General features: G+C 38.2%; 21 protein-coding genes and 1 other RNA gene. 5 read left to right on the top strand and 17 right to left on the bottom strand.

Features of this window, described 5'->3' with window-relative positions; genetic code table 11:
* Positions 1-32: 32 nt before the first annotated feature.
* Both AC4QJR_RS21970 and AC4QJR_RS21975 read right to left on the bottom strand, forming a co-directional pair.
* Entirely contained in the window at positions 33-272 is a 240-nt protein-coding gene (locus AC4QJR_RS21970; RefSeq protein ID WP_098574430.1) for a hypothetical protein, read from the bottom strand.
* Positions 273-355: 83 nt separating this feature from the next.
* The gene (locus tag AC4QJR_RS21975) at positions 356-1036 is read right to left on the bottom strand and encodes a metal-dependent hydrolase (protein WP_496524179.1); all 681 of its coding nucleotides are present in this window, start codon (positions 1034-1036) and stop codon (positions 356-358) included.
* A gap of 187 nt (positions 1037-1223) precedes the next feature.
* On the opposite strand from AC4QJR_RS21975, the gene AC4QJR_RS21980 reads away from it, so the two are divergent.
* Positions 1224-2321 (top strand): M24 family metallopeptidase, encoded by a 1098-nt coding sequence (locus tag AC4QJR_RS21980; RefSeq protein WP_496524180.1) that lies wholly within the window; start codon positions 1224-1226, stop codon positions 2319-2321.
* A 56-nt stretch (positions 2322-2377) separates the two neighbouring features.
* Positions 2378-2574: non-coding RNA, 6S RNA (gene ssrS, locus AC4QJR_RS21985), on the top strand.
* 91 nt (positions 2575-2665) lie between these two features.
* Here ssrS and ald read toward each other — a convergent pair.
* The 3 genes from ald to AC4QJR_RS22000 all read right to left on the bottom strand — a co-directional run bounded on the left by ald (position 2666) and on the right by AC4QJR_RS22000 (position 4591).
* Positions 2666-3784, bottom strand: a complete 1119-nt coding sequence (gene ald / locus AC4QJR_RS21990; RefSeq protein ID WP_496524181.1) for an alanine dehydrogenase — start codon at positions 3782-3784, stop codon at positions 2666-2668.
* 162 nt (positions 3785-3946) lie between these two features.
* Entirely contained in the window at positions 3947-4222 is a 276-nt protein-coding gene (locus AC4QJR_RS21995) for a hypothetical protein (protein ID WP_496526722.1), read from the bottom strand.
* Positions 4223-4429: 207 nt separating this feature from the next.
* Positions 4430-4591, bottom strand: coding sequence for a hypothetical protein (locus AC4QJR_RS22000; protein WP_180230122.1), 162 nt, complete (start codon positions 4589-4591; stop codon positions 4430-4432).
* Between the two features lie 102 nt (positions 4592-4693).
* Between AC4QJR_RS22000 and AC4QJR_RS22005 the strand changes: the two genes are divergently transcribed.
* Both AC4QJR_RS22005 and AC4QJR_RS22010 read left to right on the top strand, forming a co-directional pair.
* Entirely contained in the window at positions 4694-5146 is a 453-nt protein-coding gene (locus AC4QJR_RS22005) for a universal stress protein (RefSeq protein WP_251460232.1), read from the top strand.
* A 128-nt stretch (positions 5147-5274) separates the two neighbouring features.
* Positions 5275-5589 (top strand): hypothetical protein, encoded by a 315-nt coding sequence (locus tag AC4QJR_RS22010; RefSeq protein ID WP_496524182.1) that lies wholly within the window; start codon positions 5275-5277, stop codon positions 5587-5589.
* Between the two features lie 38 nt (positions 5590-5627).
* Here the strand turns inward: AC4QJR_RS22010 and AC4QJR_RS22015 are convergent, their stop codons facing one another.
* The 9 genes from AC4QJR_RS22015 to sppA all read right to left on the bottom strand — a co-directional run bounded on the left by AC4QJR_RS22015 (position 5628) and on the right by sppA (position 13070).
* Entirely contained in the window at positions 5628-6140 is a 513-nt protein-coding gene (locus tag AC4QJR_RS22015) for a MogA/MoaB family molybdenum cofactor biosynthesis protein (RefSeq protein WP_496524183.1), read from the bottom strand.
* Entirely contained in the window at positions 6137-6979 is an 843-nt protein-coding gene (locus tag AC4QJR_RS22020) for an EcsC family protein (protein WP_496524184.1), read from the bottom strand. Before AC4QJR_RS22020 ends, AC4QJR_RS22015 begins: the two co-directional genes overlap by 4 nt.
* A gap of 115 nt (positions 6980-7094) precedes the next feature.
* A complete protein-coding gene (locus AC4QJR_RS22025) occupies positions 7095-8288 on the bottom strand; it encodes an acetate kinase (protein WP_098574458.1) in 1194 nt (397 codons plus the stop codon).
* Positions 8289-8521: 233 nt separating this feature from the next.
* Entirely contained in the window at positions 8522-9505 is a 984-nt protein-coding gene (locus AC4QJR_RS22030; RefSeq protein WP_251460225.1) for a class I SAM-dependent methyltransferase, read from the bottom strand.
* A 116-nt stretch (positions 9506-9621) separates the two neighbouring features.
* Positions 9622-10122: a thiol peroxidase gene (gene tpx, locus AC4QJR_RS22035; RefSeq protein ID WP_496524185.1), complete on the bottom strand. Its 501-nt coding sequence runs from the start codon at positions 10120-10122 to the stop codon at positions 9622-9624.
* A gap of 183 nt (positions 10123-10305) precedes the next feature.
* Entirely contained in the window at positions 10306-10788 is a 483-nt protein-coding gene (gene ytfJ, locus AC4QJR_RS22040; protein ID WP_496524186.1) for a GerW family sporulation protein, read from the bottom strand.
* 17 nt (positions 10789-10805) lie between these two features.
* Positions 10806-11504: a DUF2953 domain-containing protein gene (locus AC4QJR_RS22045; RefSeq protein WP_496524187.1), complete on the bottom strand. Its 699-nt coding sequence runs from the start codon at positions 11502-11504 to the stop codon at positions 10806-10808.
* Between the two features lie 76 nt (positions 11505-11580).
* Positions 11581-12048 (bottom strand): RDD family protein, encoded by a 468-nt coding sequence (locus AC4QJR_RS22050; protein WP_496524188.1) that lies wholly within the window; start codon positions 12046-12048, stop codon positions 11581-11583.
* Positions 12049-12059: 11 nt separating this feature from the next.
* A complete protein-coding gene (sppA, locus tag AC4QJR_RS22055; protein WP_496524189.1) occupies positions 12060-13070 on the bottom strand; it encodes a signal peptide peptidase SppA in 1011 nt (336 codons plus the stop codon).
* Between the two features lie 164 nt (positions 13071-13234).
* On the opposite strand from sppA, the gene AC4QJR_RS22060 reads away from it, so the two are divergent.
* Entirely contained in the window at positions 13235-14038 is an 804-nt protein-coding gene (locus tag AC4QJR_RS22060) for an NAD kinase (RefSeq protein WP_098574477.1), read from the top strand.
* 54 nt (positions 14039-14092) lie between these two features.
* Here the strand turns inward: AC4QJR_RS22060 and rarD are convergent, their stop codons facing one another.
* From rarD to ltrA, 3 genes are all read right to left on the bottom strand, one after another.
* The gene (gene rarD, locus AC4QJR_RS22065) at positions 14093-15025 is read right to left on the bottom strand and encodes an EamA family transporter RarD (protein WP_251460219.1); all 933 of its coding nucleotides are present in this window, start codon (positions 15023-15025) and stop codon (positions 14093-14095) included.
* A 688-nt stretch (positions 15026-15713) separates the two neighbouring features.
* Positions 15714-16829: an IS110 family RNA-guided transposase gene (locus AC4QJR_RS22070; protein WP_496524190.1), complete on the bottom strand. Its 1116-nt coding sequence runs from the start codon at positions 16827-16829 to the stop codon at positions 15714-15716.
* A 326-nt stretch (positions 16830-17155) separates the two neighbouring features.
* Positions 17156-18589 carry a group II intron reverse transcriptase/maturase gene (gene ltrA, locus AC4QJR_RS22075; protein WP_496523769.1) on the bottom strand — a complete coding sequence of 478 codons (1434 nt, stop codon included), beginning with the start codon at positions 18587-18589 and terminating at the stop codon, positions 17156-17158.
* Between the last annotated feature and the right edge of the window lie 476 nt (positions 18590-19065).

Below are 19065 nucleotides of genomic sequence, written 5' to 3' on the forward strand. Positions count from 1 at the left end.
TTCAATGCGGATTCTCACATTGCCGTTAATTATCAATGAAAGGATCTGGATTTCCTCTTTACTCGTCGCTCGACATGAGGTTTTTGACCCTGCCTTTTTGGGCTATAAAGCAAACCAGTTAGATTTCCGGCAATGACCATTAACGCAAATGCAAGCCAGGCTACTGAAAATATCCCTTCGGCACCATCGGCATAAATGGATATGCGCGGGACTCCATAATAAAGCAAGAAGCCACAGAGTAACAGGCAAAGTAAATATCTGTTCTTTTTCATCTTCATTTCCTCCCCTATAAAGACTGCTTGTTCCATATTTATGCATAGGGGAGCGAAAAAAGTATGTAAATTACCTAGAACATTTAAAATTCAAATGCTTCGCCGGGTTGGAGTACTTTTCCGTTTTTATCTTCCAGCATTTCTATAAACTTGAAAGGATCCTGTTTAATTGGCGGGAATGTATTAAAGTGAATTGGTACAACTGTTTTAGCTCTTAGCAGTTTTGCAGCATATGCTGCATCTTCAGGACCCATGGTAAAATTATCACCTATTGGCAGGAACGCTACGTCAATCGGATGGCGGTCACCAATTAGTTTCATATCTGAAAATAATCCGGTATCTCCAGCGTGATAAATGGTTTTTCCCTCATTCATAAATAAAATCCCAGCAGGCATGCCACAATAAATGATTTCATTATTTTCCGTTGTATAGCTTGAACCGTGAAAAGCTTGCGTTAATTTAACTTTGCCGAACTCAAATTGATGGGCTCCGCCAATATGCATGCCATGGGTGTTCACTCCCTGCCAGCTTAGGTAAGTGGAAAGTTCATGGTTGGCCACAACAAGAGCATTATTTTTCTTTGCTAACTCGACCGTATCCCCGACATGGTCGTTGTGTCCATGTGATAAGATAATGACATCAGGGCTTGTTTCATCCACTTTCAAGTCTGTTAATTGATTCCCATTAATAAATGGGTCAATTATAATATTTTTTCCATTTGTTTGAATTTGAACTACTGAATGTCCGTGATATGATATTTTCATCACATTCGCTCCCCTCATTTTCTTCCTTTACTTATTTCCATACAATGAATGGAATTCCTTCCATAATCTCTAGTATAATCCTAGATTATCGAAATTAAGCAGGTAGACCTAAATGTAACGAAAGTTTACTTTTCATGTTTTAATTGATACTCTCAAATAGGATATGAATTACATAGGGGGAGTTAACATGAATCAACGATTAACTAAACTTCAATCATGGATGAGGGAAAACGATATAGAAGTTAGTTTTCTAACCTCTTCAGAGAATGTATTTTATTTAAGCGGATATTACACCAATCCACATGAACGGCTGCTCGCACTTGCAGTCTTTCAAACGGAAGAGCCATTCCTTGTCTGCCCTGCAATGGAAGTGCCCGATGCCAAACGGTCAGGCTGGGACCATGAAATTCTAGGTTATAGTGATATCGAAAACCCATGGGAAATGATTTTAAATTCTATTAATAATAGAATAAAGAGTGTATCAAAAGCAGCCATTGAAAAAGAACATATGAATGTAGAACGCTATGAACACCTCTCAAAATTATTCCCACAAGCAGCCTTTGTTTCTGCTGAAGAAAAATTGCGCATGCTTCGAATGATTAAAGACGCCAAGGAATTAAAAATTATTGAAGAAGCATGTGCTCTTGCTGATTTCGCCGTTGAATTCGGGGCTAGTGAAATTAAGGAAGGCAAAACAGAGCTGGAAATACTAAATGCTTTAGAGTACGCCTTAAAACAAAAGGGCGTTACCGAAATGTCGTTTTCAACCATGGTTCTTGCCGGAGCTAATGCTGCTTCTCCACATGGAAACCCAGGAGAGACGAAAATTCAAAAAGGAGATCTTGTCTTATTTGATTTGGGTGTGGTTGTTGATAGGTATTGTTCGGATATCACTAGAACTGTGGCTTACGGGGACATTGATGACAAGCAAAAAGACATCTATGACACTGTATTAAAAGCTCAGCTGGCTGCAATTGAAGTAAGCAAGCCAGGAGTAACAGCTGCAGAAGTAGACCTGACTGCCCGTCGAATTATTTCTGATGCGGGCTATGGAGAATATTTTCCACATAGACTCGGTCATGGGCTCGGAATTAGCGTCCACGAGTATCCATCATTGACAGAAACAAACCCACTCATTATTGAGGAAGGTATGATCTACACGATTGAGCCAGGTATCTATGTACCAAATGTGGCCGGTGTTCGGATAGAAGATGACATATATATTACTGCAGACGGGGCAAAAGTTCTTACAAAGTTCCCTAAAGACTTGCAGATCATAAAATAATTTCATTTGTAATTTTTTTACATTGAAATTTAAGCAGAATTGATATATTATACTAATACAAGCTGCGTTGTTCGTAGTCATAATAAAGTTTTAACCTTTAAGCTGTAAAAGGGAGTTTAACCATTGGAGCTGGAATGACAAGCCTCTGTCTATAAGACTTGGAGGACATGCAGGAAGGGTTTCTGAGAACACCCACTTTGAGGAGTGGTGGTTTAAAACTTTCTTATATTAATACGGCAAATGCGGCTACATAGTATGTATTTTAAACCAGTTCCTTTTAGGAGCTGGTTTTTATTTTATAAAAAAGAAGAGGAACATTCTGTCCCTCCTCCCGTGTAAGGTTATTATTTTTCAAGTAGCGTTTTTGTATCTAAGAATTCCAGCCCGTGTGCTTCTGCGACTGCTTGATAGGTTACGTAGCCGCCCAGTGTGTTGATTCCTTTTAACAATGCTTCATTGCTGAGACAAGCTTGTTTGTATCCCTTGTTGGCAATTTGCACGGCATAAGGGACCGTTACATTTGTCAAGGCAATGGTAGAAGTTCTTGGGACCGCCCCCGGCATGTTTGCAACAGCATAATGAACAACATTATGTTTCACATAGGTTGGATTGTCATGCGTGGTAATACGGTCAGTGGTTTCAAAAATCCCTCCCTGATCGATCGCAATATCCACAACAACACTACCTGGTTTCATCGATTGAATCATTAATTCCGTTACGAGTTTCGGGGCTTTTGCTCCAGGAATAAGAACGGCACCAATCACCAAATCCGAATCCTTCACTGCTTCAGCGAGATTATAAGGATTGGACATAAGGGTCGTCACTTCTGAGCCAAAAATATCATCTAATTGACGAAGACGATCTGGATTTAAATCAATAATAGTCACTTTAGCTCCTAATCCAATCGCCATTTTAGCCGCATTCGTTCCGGCCACACCTCCGCCGATAATGGTAACAGTTCCTCTTTGGACCCCCGGGACACCAGATAAAAGAATTCCCATTCCCCCATGAACTTTTTCAAGGAATTGGGCACCTATTTGTGGTGCCATTCTGCCAGCTACCTCACTCATCGGCGTTAACAATGGTAAGCTTCTATTTGGCAGCTGCACCGTTTCATAGGCGATACCTATTACTTTTTGATCAATTAACGCCTTCGTTAATTCTGGTTCAGGCGCAAGATGTAAATATGTAAATAATATTAATCCTTCACGAAAGTATTTATATTCGCTTGGAAGCGGTTCTTTCACCTTCATCACCATTTCCATGGACCATGCTTCTTCTGCTGAATCTACAAGTTTTGCACCTGCTGATTCATAATCCTCATTTAAAAAACCAGATCCAAGCCCAGCTCCATTTTCAATAAAAACCTCATGACCAAATTTAACCAGGTTGATTACTCCGGCTGGTGTCATGGCTACACGGTTTTCATTATTTTTGATTTCTTTAGGTACTCCGATCCGCATGTACTTACCTCCAAATAAATTCAAATTAGTAAAATTAACCAAGACAATTTAATTATAACCTTTTTCCAAAGGAAGATGTAACTTCGTAACATTAACGAAGGAACATTAGATTTCGACAAAAACTAATGCAAAAGCTTTGCCAAAATGGCAAAGCCCTTTTTTTTAATAATACCAAGGATAATATGGGTATGGGTATGGGTATGGCGGGTAGTAAGGATATCCGTATCCCCAACCTGGAGTTAATAAAGCACCTGCTGCTAAACCAGTTAAGAATGGGACCCCAAAGCCAAATCCACCAAAACCAAATCCTGGGCGTCCAAAACCAAATCCAAATCCTGGGCGACCAAAACCGAAACCAAATCCCGGACGGCCGAAACCTCCATGGAAACCACCAAAATGTCCAAACCCTGGACGAATCCTTTCATCGTTAGGATCCATCACATTATAGTTCACGTCAATGTTATTAGGCATTCCATACATTTCTGTGCTCATGTTTCTCCTCCTCATTTTTATTAATAGACACACTAAAGAATATGCATAAGTAAATGCATATTCTTGGGTATTTGCCCTTGATTTCGAAAATTCCAAGACATTTGTCCACAAAAAAAGAACTATCCCCTTAAGGACAGTCCGTACGACATTACATTAATTCTCGGTTCCTGCAAAATCATCACTATCAGCAATCGCTGTACCTTCGCCAATAAATCCACTGTTATATGAGTCCAAAATTAGCTGGCTAACTTCATTGGCACCATGCTCATTAAACTCAAACAAAAACTTTTTGTTTTGTTCATTTTTACCCATCATTCAATTCTCCTTTCCATTGAGGTTACCTCTATATTGTTCGAAAAGTTGCAACAGTTATTCCTTGTTAAATAATGTATAATTTAAGTAAGGAGATGATTAATCATGGGACTTAAATATAGAAATATTTTAGTCGCTATTGATGGTTCAAAAGAGGCTGATTGGGCTTTTAAAAAAGGGATTGAAATAGCCAAGAGAAATGATGCCACCCTATTATTAGTCCACGTTATTGACACTAGAACATTTGCATTAATTGAGGCTTATGACACGGTCGTTGGAGATCGAGCGGAAAAGGCTGCAAAAGATATGCTTGAAAATTACCGCAAGCAAGCCGAGGATGCGGGCCTAACTAAAGTGCAATATGAAATTGATTATGGTTCTCCAAAAATACGTATCCCAAGAGATTTAGCTAAAAAACACGAAGTGGATTTGATTATCTGCGGTGCAACTGGATTAAATGTTGTCGAGAGGTTTATTATCGGCAGCGTATCTGAACATATTACTCGTTATGCACATTGTGACGTACTCGTAATTCGCACAGAAAAAGATATCGCCTAATAGTCGAAAGCACGCAGCTGATTTTAAGCTTCGTGCTTTCTTTAAAAATATTAAACATAGATTTGTAGTGAATGGGTGGTAAATCTATAGTAAAATAAAAAGTAGTCAGTCGGATTGGAGGCAATCGTATGAAAGAATATTTTTCTTTTGATCATCGTCTTGGTATTCCAGTACCGGAATTAACTTTGGAATGGGACCAATACAACGAGGAAACACAACAAAAGATTCTCTTTTACTGGGAACAAGTCCGCGGTTCGATCCCTGACCGGATTAGTGAACTTGAAACTGAAATTAATTTGAAACAAACACTTCTCTCCAATGAAAGTAATTTTCCACGTTCATGTCAACTGAACACGGAAATCGCAGAACTCGCTTCCATTATTAATGATTTATGGCTATGGTACCGAGCAAACGAAGTGCTTTCAACAAAAGCCCATCAATAGAAAACTCCCTTTCCATCGAAAAAGGGAGTTTTCTCTATTTAGAGGTCTTTTTGTATCTCTCTAACTACATGCCCTAGTTCAGGCAGAATTAATTTATTCATGGCGAGCTTCACGGCACCTGTGGAGCCAGGGGTAGAGAATACTGCTTTATTTTTTACCACACCAGCAATAGCCCTAGAAAGAATGGCCGCCGAACCAATATCTTCTTGGAAACTCAACATCCGGAATATTTCACCAAAACCGACAATCTCTTTATCAAGTAGTTTTTCTACCGTTTCAATCGTTACGTCCCGCTTGGCAATCCCCGTTCCGCCATTTGTTATAATGACATCAATTTCTTCTATTGCACATCCTTTTACGATTTCATCTTGGATGGGCTCAGCTTCATCTTTTACAATGACGTAATCAACAATCTCGTGTCCTGCATGTTCAAGTAATTCCATCATTAACTTTCCACTTTTATCTGTTTCCTTTGTTCTCGTATCACTAACCGTTATAACTTTGCAATTAACTATTCTAGGTGCGGCCTTTTTATGTTCTTGAGTACTCATCCCATTAACTCCTCTTTTTCTCGTAGGTAACGTAGTTGATAATATTTATGAGCCACATCCGTTACTTTTCTAGTTAACTGATAATTTGCACCAGCACCAATGGCCATGCTGACAAGCGGTATTCCTTGAATCGTTTTTTTTCTGAACAGCGAAATGACCAGCGCTTTCATAAGTTGTTGAACTGGTTGTTCAAGCCAGGTGATATCAGTTATTTCTTCATTTCCTTCATAAAAATAATAATCTTCCTGCGCCTCTAATTCTTCCATCAGCGAGGTCCAGCCTGCTCTTTGCAGTCTTGGAGGTAATGTAGCCGTGTGAAAGACCTTCAGAGAGGTCATCATTTCAAATGGGGTATTCACTTCCACCCCGTAAGTCATCGCTATTAATTGGACAACCCTTAAATTAATTACTGCTATTGCTGGTATATCTGTGCTTAATAGCAGTGGACCACCAGTCCCAGCTAATCCCCCTTGCGCAAAGGAATAAAACCGATGACGGGCAATTTGCTGCTCAGCAATATATTGTAATTGTTCAATGCTTAAATTTTTTAGATCTGCAATTTTTTCTAGATCCTTATAAAAGATTCGCCCCGATGAAAGAATTCTCTCCTTTGCATCCATTTGCAGCTGAGAGCCTTGGATCATGCTATGTAAATGAAACAGCCAGCTATCGATCACTGAAAAGAATTGGCTTTGAACCTTTTCAGGCAATAATGAAAATGATTGCTGCAGAAATTTTTCATAGGTTAATTGGAAATCATTCGGCTCGAATTCAAATAAATTTCTTTCCCATTCCTGTATTTCATTCAAGACCATTGCTTCACGGTCTGTTAATGGCATGTTTGATTCCTCCCACGGCAAGGCTTTCTTTTTCAAGTATATCATAAAGAATTACCTTGATAAAAAGACAAAAGACAAAAGCTTTACCCTAGCTTTTGCCTTTTAATATTATCGATTAATGAATGTTACCAAGACGTATAACGTCGCGGGCAATCATTACTTCTTCGTTTGTTGGGATGATTAATACTTTTACTGGTGAGTGTGGGTAGTTAATAAATGCTTCTTCGCCTCTAACTTTGTTAAGAGCCGGATCCCAATAAACACCCATAAATTCTAGACCTCTTAAAACATTTTCCCTAATTGTGTCACTATTTTCTCCAATTCCTGCTGTGAAAATAATCGCATCGACACCGTTCATTCGTGAAGCATAAGAACCGATGTATTTATGAATTCGATTAGCAAAAACATCCAAGGCAAGTTTCGCACGCTCATTGCCTTTTTTCGCTTCAATTTCAATATCACGTAAATCACTTGAGAAACCGGACATGGCTAGCATACCACTCTTTTTATTAAGGACATCAAGTACTTCTTCAGCTGTTTGATTGGTTTTTTCCATAATATATGGGATCAATGCTGGGTCAATATTACCTGAACGAGTACCCATGGTCACCCCGGCAAGTGGTGTAAAGCCCATAGATGTGTCAATGGACATACCGCCTTCAATTGCTGCAATACTTGCACCGTTTCCTAAATGACAAGAAATTAGACGCAATTGTTCAACAGGTCGCCCAAGAAGTTCTGCTGCACGTTGTGAAACATATTTATGAGAAGTTCCATGGAAACCATACTTACGAATACCATACTTTTCGTAGTACTCCATTGGTAAGCTGTATAGGTAAGAGCTGTCCGGCATCGTTTGGTGGAATGCCGTATCAAATACAGCTACTGCTGGAACATTAGGAAGTACGCTCATGAATGCCTTAATTCCTGTTAGATTGGCTGGGTTATGCAATGGCGCAAGTTCAGATAATTCATCAATTTTCTTTATTACTTCGTCAGTAATGAGCGCAGAATCATTAAATGTTTCTCCACCATGGACCACACGGTGTCCCATTCCAACAATTTCATTTAAGGATTTGATAATACCTAGAGTTGTTAATTTATCTAATAGCATTTTTACAGCTACTTCATGATCAGGAATATCAATTATTTCTTGGATTTTTTCACCATTAACCGTTATATTAAAAATTGAATCATTTAAACCGATTCTTTCAATTAATCCTTTTGTAATGACATCTTCACTTGGCATTTCAAACAATTGAAACTTCAAGGAAGAACTCCCCGCATTAATTGCAATAATTTTTGACATATTGTTACCGCTCCTTTTATATAACAACACTGGTTTGGCATTTTTTTTGAGTAGTACAACATTATTTTGCTCAAACCACTATTGATTATTTCCATCCTTAATTGAATCATTGTGTATAGTTTATTTCAAGGCAAATTTCTCGTGGCAGCGGTTACATTACAAATGAAAATGTATTCTGATATTTCTTATTTTACAATATTAAAAAAAGGATGAACCTAGAGAATAATCTCGGTTCATCCTTTGTTTTCTTGAAACCATTTATCCATTTTGAATAGTATTTTGTCCATCTCTACAGCACTTGAAAGATTTGGTAATTCAACCAGTAATGCTTGCTTAGGAGGCATTACACCTTCTCCTTTTTTTTGCAAGATAATGATACTTTTCGCTGTATTTTTATTTTTAAACATGCTTATTGGTAATTGGAGTAATCCTTGAACAATCACATGCTCTTTAAAAAATTCATGTAATTGTGGTGCTTGGTCACTTTCAAATAATCCATTTGGAATAAGAAAGAATAAATACCCGCCTGGCACTGTATGACGGACACTTTGTTCCATGAATAGATGATGAGAGTAAGTATGCCCTTCACTTACACTGACTTGATAATCTGCAGCTCTGACATCATTTGGATAAAAGCCTACGGGCAAATCTGCGATTACTGCATCAACAGGATCAATAAACATCGGTTCAAGACTGTCTTGATTGAAGAGTTGAATAGGATGAGCTTGTAAATTTGCATTAACATAGGCAAGCTTTATAAGAAGGTCATCAATCTCAACGCCGACAGAATCAATTTTTCTTTGAAGATGATTTAAAACAGTTGTTAGCAAATTTCCCGTCCCCACTGCTGGATCAAGCAAGCGGAAGTTTGACTGTTTCATAAATCTTTCAACTAAATAGCCAATAAGTATCCCAACAGAATCAGGTGTCATTTGATGGTTCGGTTGAACACTATCGTTCATCCCTTTTAAAATAGCCAGCTGAAAAGCTTTCCGAATTTCATCGTTTGAAAACTTTTCTAAATGAATCTGTTCATATTGTTTCTTCATTCTTTTTTCTGTTAGTTCGCTGACCTCATCTTGCAGGATTGATCCTTGGAATAAATTCTCTCCTGTCTCAGCGAGTGCCTCTAAATATGTACAATTTAATTCTTCCTGCAGAAGAAGTGCAGTTTCATTAAATAACGTAAACAGTTGTTCCACTGGAGAAACTCTCATTTGATCCCCACCCTCATTAATTTCCTTATTCATTTTAATGAGTATCGACATATTATACAAGTTTTAAGCATAGAAAAAGGCCCTGCAATACAACAGAGGCCTTCTAAATCATTACATTATTTAGCTGCTCTAGCTGCTTCAAGTGCTGCTTCGTAGTTCGGGTGGTTGGTTGCTTCACTTACATATTCAACATATGTAACTGTATCGTTAGAATCAACAACAAATACGGCACGAGCCAACAGTCTTAATTCTTGGATAGCAACACCAAATGCTTCACCAAATGAGAGATCACGATGATCAGATAGTGTTTGCACATTTTCAATTCCACTAGCAGCACACCAGCGTTTTTGTGCAAATGGTAAGTCAACACTTACCGTTAATATTTTCACGTTACCTAAACTGTTTGCTTCTTCATTAAAACGACGTGTTTCCGCATCACAAACACCCGTATCCAATGAAGGGACAGAGGTAATTAAACGTACTTGACCTTTGGTACTTTCTAAGGTAACTTCTGACAAATCATTTGCCAATACAGTAAAGTTAGGTGCTTTGTCCCCTACCTTTACTTCATTGCCTAAAAGTGTAATTGGATTCCCTTTAAATGTTACATTTGCCATTTTACATCCTCCTTTGTCATGTTCAAGTTCTAGCGGATAATAGAAAACCGCTTCCCTTCAAATATGTACAGTGTAAATATATCTTTTCAAAATCTATTTTGCAATTAATAAGCCTTTTGAATTTTCACATATTGCATGAAAAAAGTTAACCTTCCTCATGTTCTGGAAGATTAACCTTTTCTGCTATAATTCAAGTTCTTCTTTTGGTTTGTGCTCGTTTTTCAAACCTTGCAAACTATTTTGCTGTTGGCCTTGGTCCTTTTTTGAGAACATTTGCTGAATTTTATCTATCGCCTGTGGTGCCAGCTCTAATATTTTTTCATACAAATGAGTGCTTTCATCCAAATGCAGCATTTTTACGCCATGAGAGTTGACAATTAAAAAGGCAATTGGGGTAATCGAGACCCCACCCCCGCTCCCGCCGCCAAATGGATGGGATGAACTTTGACTTTGACTTTGACTTTGACCTTGCCCTTGACTTTGAGACCCCTCAAGCTTAAATTCACTACCACCTGCGGCAAATCCAAAACCTACTTTTGACACAGTCAGAATAACACTACCATCAGGGGTTTCAACAGGATCACCAATGATCGTATTCACATCAATCATTTCTTTAAGGCTTTCCATTGCAGTTGTCATCAAACCTTGAATTGGATGGTCAGACATGGCTGTTTCCTCCTTTTTCAAATGGATTTTGTTTTATCATTTGCAAAATTTGTTTTCTTTTTAAAGTGCGGAAGTCCGCCCCTCCAGAATATAAACAGTTTTAATCCTGCTAGAATAGCATGCCCGATACGAAACTGAATAATACATGTTAGTCTTGTTTGAATTACGGCTGCCTGAAAGTGTGGAGTCACTGTTATTTTTGGCATTTCCTTCAGTTTTAAATAATGACTAATAAGACCTATGATACTCCCTTTAAATGCCCAAATGGCACCCGTTATCGTCCCTGTGTGTGCTGCATCTCCTAAACCTATCAAAGTATTCCACTCAAATCCTTTCATTGTAACTTTTTGAAAAAAATTCCTTACAATTCGATGTAGCCCAAATACATGATGCAGTAATTTTTTGGCATTTGATAAATTATTTTCAACTTCTTCAGCTGTGATTTGCTTGGAGTCCTCGCTAGTTGATTCAGTTGAGGAATCCCCCATTTTAGATTTACTTTTTACAACAATGCTAGGAGAATTATCATCCACTTTTATTAAAGGTACATTAATTGTATATTTTATTAATCCAAACCAAATCTTAAATTTTATCTTTAAATCATCATTGTCATTATGATGATAATAATTAATTAGTATTGTTAATTTAGTAAAAAGAATGAGAATGAAAAAGAGCAATAGAATCGATAAAACTACGAGCACCCAGAACAATTTCAATCACAACCTTTCAGCGGGTAGTATTTGCTTTTTCAAAAAAAAATAAACCTACCAACAAATGTTGATAGGTTTAAGATCACCGTTCCACATGTACGACCGTTGTGTCAGTGAATAGATCATGCAAGCCTTGTTTTTTGGGTAAAAAAGCAATAATTATATATCCAACAATGATTGTTGATGAAATAAAACGGCCAATCCATTCACGAAAGAGAATCGTCCCCCATGTCATTTGATCCCTTCTTAAATCAACTACTTTCAATCCAAACACCATTTTTCCTAGGGTTTGATTTAGATAATTGGTCATTAGTACGAAATACAGATAGAAGATTAACGCGGATATGATTGAGATTGGAGCAAACATGGACGATTCCGATAAAGAATAATTCACGATTCGAAAAACTGGTTTAATCAATATCCTAACGATACTTCCCACTACCACCAAATCAAGAAGATAAGCCCATAGGCGCATCCAGAAGCCCGCATATCGAAAGGAAAGTTCATCTTTTCTGTCGTTCGAGTATTCTTGATACTCATTCGTTTCCATGGATACTCCCCCTATTCCGCATACAGGTACATAAGCCGCGGAGAATTCGGTCTTGATAGAACCTTCAACAAACCTGCCATTTCCATATCTTTACCCATTAATTTTTTTGTCTGCATTGTAAATAAGGATCCCAGCCCAAGTGAGTCTGAATAACGGACAACTTGTGCACCTTTAAGTTTCTCTTGTTTTTTCATATGTTTCACCACATCATCTAAGTAACCAAAACCATCAATTAACTGCAATTCCTTGGCTTGACGGCCATCATAGACACGACCATCCGCTATTTTTTTCACCTGCGTGATTGGGAGGTTTCGTCCCTCTGAAATAACTTTAACAAATCCTTGATATGAATTATTTATCATCGACTGTAAGATCTGTCGTTCTTCCTCAGTCATTTTTCTTGTTGGGCTCATAATGTCCTTATGCTTACCACTTTTAATCGTAACGAAATCAACACCATATTTATCGGCAAGCCCTTTATAATTGACCCCTTCCATAATCACACCGAGACTGCCAGTCATTGTCTCGGGACTGGCATAAATCTTTTTAGCCGCTGTTGAAATATAATAACCTCCCGATGCAGCCATGGATCCCATTGAAATATAGACTGGCTTTTTGGTTTCTCTTTGGATTTCAGTTAATTTATCATGAATTTCTGCACTTTCAACCACTCCGCCACCGGGGGAATTGACTTTAATAATTATTCCCTTCACCGTATCATCTTTTTTAATATGGTTTAACTTTTTCATAAAGTCCTGATGATTGAAACCAGAGCTTTGCAGGATAGAACCTGTTTCCCCTGTATCCTGGATGACCCCATTTACATCAAGAATCACTATTTTCTTTAATTCATTCCCTTCATTGACAACCTCTTCTGTAAAAGGCTGTTCCTCAGAATCCATAAAATCGGTAAAATTTGATTCCCATCCTTTAAAGGCAAAAGAGGATAAAAAATTAATGACAACCGAGATGAAAAATAACGCTGCTGCAATCCCTAGTGCGGCCCACCGCTTTCCATTCATAAATACGTAAGTCCCCCTTTTTGTTTATCTCAAAAAATCAAGTCCTATTTCATATTGTCTCAATAAAATGCTAAACTAATTTCAGACTAGCATTATTTCTTAGAGAAAATTTTTGTGATGGGGATAATGTTACAAAAATCTCATTAACTAGGGAGGTACATAATATGGAGAATAGACGCAATATTTACTTTTATCACAAACGCGATTCGGACATGCTGTCAAAAGTGGCACCGCTTGTAGAAATAGCAAATCGGTATGGATTTACAATTGTCACTGATTACCGAAACGCAAATATCATTGCTAGTGTCGGGGATGATGGAACATTTCTCCAAGCAGTTAGGAAAACTGGCTTCCGGGAGGATTGCCTTTATACGGGGATTTCAACCGAAGATAACCTGAGTATGTATTGTGATTTCCGAATTAATGATAGATCTAAAATGATTGATGCGATTGTCACCAATGAAAATGTAAAGGTGCGCCGTTATCCGTTAATTGAAGTAGAAGTTGATGGACAAGGGACGTTTCCTTGCTTAAACGAATTCAGTATTCGCTCTTCAATCATTAAGACACTAGTAGTAGATGTCTATATTGACCAGCTTCACTTAGAAACCTTCCGCGGCGATGGACTTATTGTCGCAACACCAACGGGTAGTACTGGCTATAATAAAGCGGTGAATGGTTCGATCGTTGATCCCCTTCTACCTTGCATGCAGGTGAGTGAAGTAGCCTCTGTTAATACCAACAATTATCGAACGCTAGGTTCCTCCTTTATTGTTGGCAGTGAAAGAACCCTTACGCTTAAAGTAATCTCTGAAGGTAATGACCATCCAACAATGGGTATGGATAATGAAGCATTAAGCATCCGTCACGTAGAGAAAATCAGTATAAAAATAAGTGATAAAAAGTTAAAAACTCTTAAACTAAAAGACAATTCCTTTTGGCAAAAAGTGAAGCGGTCTTTCCTTTAAAAACAGCATTTACTCACAAAAAACCTTATCCAAGAAAGCGGATAAGGTTTTTCTTTATATGCTAGTGCCCTTTTCTTTTCGCAAATGGAACCATTGTGCAGAAAATAGCTTTGTTTTTGATAAAGAATAAATCGTTAATGCGGACCATATGAACATAAAGGATAATAGCTGTATTTTTGAAAAATGTTCATGGTAAACAAATACGCCTAAAAGTAAGGTTAATGTTGGTGCAATATATTGTAGAAAACCTAATAATGATAAAGGGATCTTTTGTGCGCCTTTTGCAAAAAACAGGAGCGGTACTGCGGTTGCTATCCCTGCACCTATTAATAAAAGGTCGGTTTGTATCCCTTCCTTTAAAAAATCATTAGACCCATTAAGAAATAAGAAGCCTATATAAATCACAGCAATCGGTGTAATCACTAGAGTTTCTAGGGTTAACCCTACTTCAGAATCCACATTGATTAACTTTTTTGCTAATCCATATAATCCAAAGGAAAGGGCTAATACAATCGCAATCCATGGAAACTGACCATGGGAAATAGAAATGATTAATACACCAATGGCTGCTAGGATAAATGAGACGTATTGATAAATCGTCAATTTTTCTTTTAGCACAATCATTCCTAATAAAATACTAATTAATGGATTGATGTAATATCCAAGGCTTGCTTCAATCATATGACCGCTGTTAACCGCCCAAATATAAATGAACCAGTTCACACTGATTAACAGGGAGGCAATCGTCAATGCAGCCATTTGTTTTTTATTTTTCGCAAACCCTTTAATGGTCTGAAGAAAAAGCCCCCATTTGTTGGTTAGGAGAAGAATGACGACCATAAAAATAAACGACCAAACAACACGACTGGCTAAAATTTCTTTAGCATTAACATGGTCTAAAAGCTTCCAATAGATTGGTAATAATCCCCAAAGTAAATAAGAAAATCCGGCATGTATTACTCCTTTTTGTGTTTCTGTCTTATTCATATGTGTACGAGCCCCTATTCTTTCTAGTTTCGAAATAATTTCTATTATAACGCGAAACTTCGTAAATAGGGGAATTTTTTACTTTAAAGAAAGGCTGTGTTAAACTTGTCTGTTGATTTCCGTTCCAGGCACTTCGCTTTCCGCGGGCGTGCCGGGGAGCCTCCTGATATGAACGAAACTGTCAAGGCTCCCCACTTAAACTCGGTTTTGGTTTATTTTTGACCAACTCTAAGAAGAGAAGCTATTTCTCGCTTCTTCGCTTACTTGGTTAGATAGTTAGCCGTTTAGGCTAGGGTAGCTCCTTCTTTAGCTTACAGACCATTTCTCATCTCTTTGAATGGCTGTCAAGTGCTCTCCTTGACAGCCATTCAAAGAGATGAGACACTTTATTAAGCTAAAGTTGGAATAATCTTCCTTCCTTCATCCTTCTTGGAATAGATGTTAAGGACACGGCACGAAGGCAAAAACTTCTACTGCGGTTAGCGCTCTGATATCCGTGGGTTTTCACATTTTATCTTTCCGTATAAAGGCCTTATCCACTAACTCGTGACGTGCGTTAATCTAATTAGATATAGCACAGAGGAGGCACGTGGGTTTTCCTTTCCGGTTTTTCTCTTTGCCTTCGAGCCCTATTCTCATCCATCTATTTTATTTCTAATGTACTAATGTCATAGAGAATCGTACTTCTTTAAGCTGCTGGTACTACTTCGTCTAATTCCTGCGTGATTGCCCAAATAAAACCTGCTAGCTCTCTTGCTACTGCCGTGATGGCTTTACCACTTTCTTTTCCTCTTGATAATAATCGAAAATATTTCTTATGAAGTCGGTTTTGTGCTTTCCAGGATATTGCTAGAACAGTCGGCGACTGTCCATCTTGTCTTTTTTGTAATTCACCTTTAACAGACGGTTTATATCTATAACTCCACGCCGATTCCACGAGTAGTCGCCGGACATGCCGATTTCCTGTTTTGGTGATCTTACCTTGTCTTCTACTTTCACCACTCGAAAATTCACTAGGTACTAACCCCAAATACGCCATAAACTGTCTAGCGGTAGAAAAGCGCTTAAAAGAACCTATTTCCGCCGCAATACTTGTCGCTGTTATTAGCGCAACGCCTCTTAAAGCTTGTAAAGCTTGAATGATTGGGGCATGAATACTGTTCGTTGCTTGTATTCTGATTTCTTCTTCTAGTCTCAAGACTCGTTGTTGTATCTCTTTAATTTGATGGTAGTACTCTTGAAAAACCACTTGTAGTTTTGAGTTTTCAAACTTTACCGTGTCCAACCATCTATAATACCTAACGGTCCATTTTTTTCCCTTTGATGGAGGTTGGATATCATAACGTAGTAAAAATTTACTTAACCGGTGTTTAGCCCTTAATTCGTCTTCTTTTGCATCCTCTCGACATCTAACAAGATCTCGTAAAGCCTCATCCTCTGGAGTAGGAACGTAAACAGAAGTTAATTCTCCAGCTCGATATAATTGAGCCAGTCGAACGGAATCTCTACGATCCGTTTTAATACGCTCACCAGGTTTTTGAGGAATTAAAGATGGCGCTATAACCATACAGTGAATATTTAGAGTAAGGAATAACCTATACAATGCATATCCGGTAGGACCTGCTTCGTAACACACTCGTAAGTTCTCGCTGTTTCCTAACTTTTTCATCAATTTCTTAACTGCTTCTGGTGTATTCGAAATCATGCCCCAATATCTAGGCTCATCTCGACCCTCATCTGCAATCGCAACAGCTATTTTTTCTTTTGATACGTCTAAACCTACGTATTTTATGGTATCCTTCATAATAACTAGCTCCTTCCGTAATGTAGCTCTGATTTGGTTATGTTTTTTTCAGTAAACATTCTAACCAAATTAACCTACGATGTTACGAGTAAGGAGCTAGTTTCGTTCATGATAACTCGTCGCTTTGCTCCTGCGGGGTCTCCCCTGCCCCGTACTCCCGCAGGAGTCTTCGTGCCTTCCTCTCCAATCAACAGAGTGCTAAAATCAACGTTAACCTTTAACACAGCCTAAAGAATAAAGTAGGGAAACCTTTCTCAAGGCTTCCCCCTTATCAAACCGTACGTGCCCTATTAAGGCATACGGCTTACCAAATGTTACAATGTTTATCAAGAGGATGCGTTCCAGGCATTTTGCATCTTTTGAAGTCGGTGAGGAGAATAATATTCCTCACCTTTTGCTTTTGAACGTTTGATGCTGTTTTGAAGGTCCCTTTTTGCTTTACTAGTCATTTCGTTTAAATACTGTTCCTTTGTGTACCCATATGCTTTATTTAAATAGAGCCAATATGTGGGAATCAGATTAATTTTGAGAAAGAAGGCTTTACTCCAAAGACTACGCATCTTCCTCTCTTTTCTTTGCGAGGGATGATTATGAATAAAAGCCACCCTTAGTCTTTTTCTTATGTAACCATCTAGAGAAGAAAGGGTTCTTCGAACCCACCTTGTAATACAATGGTTTGAAATCCCTAATTTTATATTTCCTTTTACTGCATCAACTACAGTTAGGTAGTAATTGACTTTCCCCCTGATTATAGGGTTAACACGTTCAATCCACTCTTCCTTACTCAATGTAAGTGTTTTGCGTGTCTTTTCCTTTATCTTAAGACGAAAGTCTTTAATGGATTCTTCCTTTGGTGTTACATGAAAGACAGGCTTTTTGTCTTTCTTTCCTTCTCTCCAATGGTGAAATGTAAAGCCAAGAAAATCGAAATCGTCTTTCTTAAAATCTACTATTTTTGTCTTTTCTTTAGAAATTTCTAGTCCGAGTTCTTTTAACTTATCCTTGGTTATTACGGCAGCCTTCTTAATATCCTCTTTTGTTTTAGCAAATAGTAGAAAATCATCTGCATAACGGACAAATCGTATCCCGTTTAAATCCCATTCCCAATCCATTTCGTTTAGATAGACATTGGCAAGGAGAGGTGAAATGACACCACCTTGAGGTGTCCCGTAATCAGAATGAATGGTTTTCCCCTCTTCCATATGCCCAGCTTTGAGCCATTTCTCAATCATATTAAGGACCGTACGGTCCGATACATATTTCCTTAATACTAGAAGGAGATTATTATGAGGTATGTTATCAAAGAATCCTTTAATATCACAATCGTAAATATGATTATAACCAGATTCTATGTTCCATAAAATTAATTGTAACGCTCGTTTGACTCCACGATTTGGACGGTAACCCACTGACCAATTGTGAAAGAGCATATCTTCGAATTTTGGTTGTAATACGTTTACCACACTCTGTTGCACAATACGGTCTTCTATCGTAGGGATTCCAAGAGGACGCCTCTTACCATTCTTCTTGGGAATGTATACTCTTTTTACTGGTTGAGGTTGATACGATTTTGCCCTTAATTTGTTAAGGAGGATTTGAATGTTCTCATCTAATTTAGCTTCATAACTTTCAATGGTTTCTCCGTCAATCCCACCTACACCTTTGTTTTCTTTTACTTTAAGAAAACTTTCGGTTAATTTACGGTCAAATAAGAGTTGTCCATATACACTATGTAATTTCATTTTCCACTCTTGATTCATTGCATATTCCACGCCTTTCCTTGATGTACATTCAAACGGTTTTACCGCAGTAACATGATTGTTGGCATTACATCTTGTTCATGGCTTGGAGCCATAGGTCATTCCCCTTCCGTTCACTCGATGTTCTGGTCATCAAGTTACTCCCGTACTATGAGAATGTCTGACTACTCCACCTGTTCTTTGTCACTTCGGATTACCCTTATAGACTAGAACCCTGCCTGTTCGGTAAGGTGGAGTCCTCACGGGGTCATCGCATTTCCCTTCTAAGCATACCCTGCACCATCACGCTATAAGTTACATTTTCTCGTTCTGACTTCTGAGGAAAATGTCTCCTGAGTGGGCTTCCTTACTCTTCGAAAAGTCGCCAACTTATCTCGCCGCCGTGCTTCACACTTATTGCATTAGGGTCTACCTATTCGCTTACGGGTCTCTCGACTTTCCGCATCTCCTTCAGACAACACCTCACGGTGTTGCCC

The sequence above is a fragment of the Neobacillus sp. BP17 genome (assembly GCF_059579525.1).

Excerpts from the sequence above, each read along its gene's own strand:
- AC4QJR_RS21970 (WP_098574430.1), bottom strand. The coding sequence starts at position 272 with ATGAAAAAGAACAGATATTTACTTTGCCTGTTACTCTGTGGCTTCTTG.
- AC4QJR_RS21975 (WP_496524179.1), bottom strand. The coding sequence starts at position 1,036 with ATGAAAATATCATATCACGGACATTCAGTAGTTCAAATTCAAACAAAT.
- AC4QJR_RS21980 (WP_496524180.1), top strand. The coding sequence starts at position 1,224 with ATGAATCAACGATTAACTAAACTTCAATCATGGATGAGGGAAAACGAT.
- ald (WP_496524181.1), bottom strand. The coding sequence starts at position 3,784 with ATGCGGATCGGAGTACCTAAAGAAATCAAAAATAATGAAAACCGTGTA.
- AC4QJR_RS21995 (WP_496526722.1), bottom strand. The coding sequence starts at position 4,222 with ATGGATCCTAACGATGAAAGGATTCGTCCAGGGTTTGGACATTTTGGT.
- AC4QJR_RS22000 (WP_180230122.1), bottom strand. The coding sequence starts at position 4,591 with ATGATGGGTAAAAATGAACAAAACAAAAAGTTTTTGTTTGAGTTTAAT.
- AC4QJR_RS22005 (WP_251460232.1), top strand. The coding sequence starts at position 4,694 with ATGGGACTTAAATATAGAAATATTTTAGTCGCTATTGATGGTTCAAAA.
- AC4QJR_RS22010 (WP_496524182.1), top strand. The coding sequence starts at position 5,275 with ATGAAAGAATATTTTTCTTTTGATCATCGTCTTGGTATTCCAGTACCG.
- AC4QJR_RS22015 (WP_496524183.1), bottom strand. The coding sequence starts at position 6,140 with ATGAGTACTCAAGAACATAAAAAGGCCGCACCTAGAATAGTTAATTGC.
- AC4QJR_RS22020 (WP_496524184.1), bottom strand. The coding sequence starts at position 6,979 with ATGCCATTAACAGACCGTGAAGCAATGGTCTTGAATGAAATACAGGAA.
- AC4QJR_RS22025 (WP_098574458.1), bottom strand. The coding sequence starts at position 8,288 with ATGTCAAAAATTATTGCAATTAATGCGGGGAGTTCTTCCTTGAAGTTT.
- AC4QJR_RS22030 (WP_251460225.1), bottom strand. The coding sequence starts at position 9,505 with ATGAGAGTTTCTCCAGTGGAACAACTGTTTACGTTATTTAATGAAACT.
- tpx (WP_496524185.1), bottom strand. The coding sequence starts at position 10,122 with ATGGCAAATGTAACATTTAAAGGGAATCCAATTACACTTTTAGGCAAT.
- ytfJ (WP_496524186.1), bottom strand. The coding sequence starts at position 10,788 with ATGTCTGACCATCCAATTCAAGGTTTGATGACAACTGCAATGGAAAGC.
- AC4QJR_RS22050 (WP_496524188.1), bottom strand. The coding sequence starts at position 12,048 with ATGGAAACGAATGAGTATCAAGAATACTCGAACGACAGAAAAGATGAA.
- sppA (WP_496524189.1), bottom strand. The coding sequence starts at position 13,070 with ATGAATGGAAAGCGGTGGGCCGCACTAGGGATTGCAGCAGCGTTATTT.
- AC4QJR_RS22060 (WP_098574477.1), top strand. The coding sequence starts at position 13,235 with ATGGAGAATAGACGCAATATTTACTTTTATCACAAACGCGATTCGGAC.
- rarD (WP_251460219.1), bottom strand. The coding sequence starts at position 15,025 with ATGAATAAGACAGAAACACAAAAAGGAGTAATACATGCCGGATTTTCT.
- AC4QJR_RS22070 (WP_496524190.1), bottom strand. The coding sequence starts at position 16,829 with ATGAAGGATACCATAAAATACGTAGGTTTAGACGTATCAAAAGAAAAA.
- ltrA (WP_496523769.1), bottom strand. The coding sequence starts at position 18,589 with ATGAATCAAGAGTGGAAAATGAAATTACATAGTGTATATGGACAACTC.